Source organism: Gaetbulibacter sp. S0825 (assembly GCF_011777505.1).
Taxonomy (GTDB): Bacteria; Bacteroidota; Bacteroidia; order Flavobacteriales; family Flavobacteriaceae; genus Pontimicrobium.
The window spans coordinates 1-746 of record NZ_JAATJT010000011.1 but is presented as its reverse complement, the minus strand read 5'-3'; the positions used below and the strand labels follow the sequence as shown (position 1 = coordinate 746).

Annotated in this window: 1 protein-coding gene; it reads left to right on the top strand. The window is 38.1% G+C overall.

What is annotated here, in order from left to right; all coding sequences use genetic code 11:
* Positions 1 to 746 (top strand): hypothetical protein (locus HB672_RS14640; protein ID WP_167770272.1); only part of this gene is annotated, 746 nt, incomplete at both ends.

Below are 746 nucleotides of genomic sequence, written 5' to 3'. Positions count from 1 at the left end.
GTAGATGTAACATTTACAGATGTAGAAGATAAGCAAGCTTGTGTTACAACAATTATTAGAACTTGGAAAGCTACTGATGATTGTGGAAATGCAACTACAAGAGATCAAAAGATTACTCTTATCGATAAGTTAGCTCCAGTATACACTGGTAATGTTGGTCAATTCAACATGTCTAACGTAGATGCTTGTGAAGCACCAGCTGCTCCATCTGAGCAATCTATTGCTGATCAATTTACTGACGCTTGTGGACATGTAATAGCTACATTAGTAAATACTATTACTATATCTGACGATACTTGTGACTGGGCAGTACAATTTGTATACGAAGTTGCAGATAACTGTGGTAACGTATATGACGGAACTGTTAAGGTAACGTATTGGGGATCTGATCAAACTGCACCTAACTTAATGGATGGTGAGAAATTACCAGAAGGAGCTAGTGGTATTAACGCTTGTTTAGCAGATGCTTTAGAGGCTAACCCAGCAGTAGCAAATCACGCAATCGAGAAGATATTCGAAGATAACTGTGGCCAAGCTGTATCAGCTAAGTCTGAGTTAACAGTAACTGAAGAAGGATGTAAGTGGGCATTCCATTACACATACACAGTAACTGACGAATGTGGTAACGAGTATGACTTCAAACAAGAATTTAGTGGAGAAGATAATACTGCACCAGAATTAATTGGAACAATTCCAAGTGATATGAGTGATTTAGATGCTTGTATTGATTCTTACGAAGGACCATC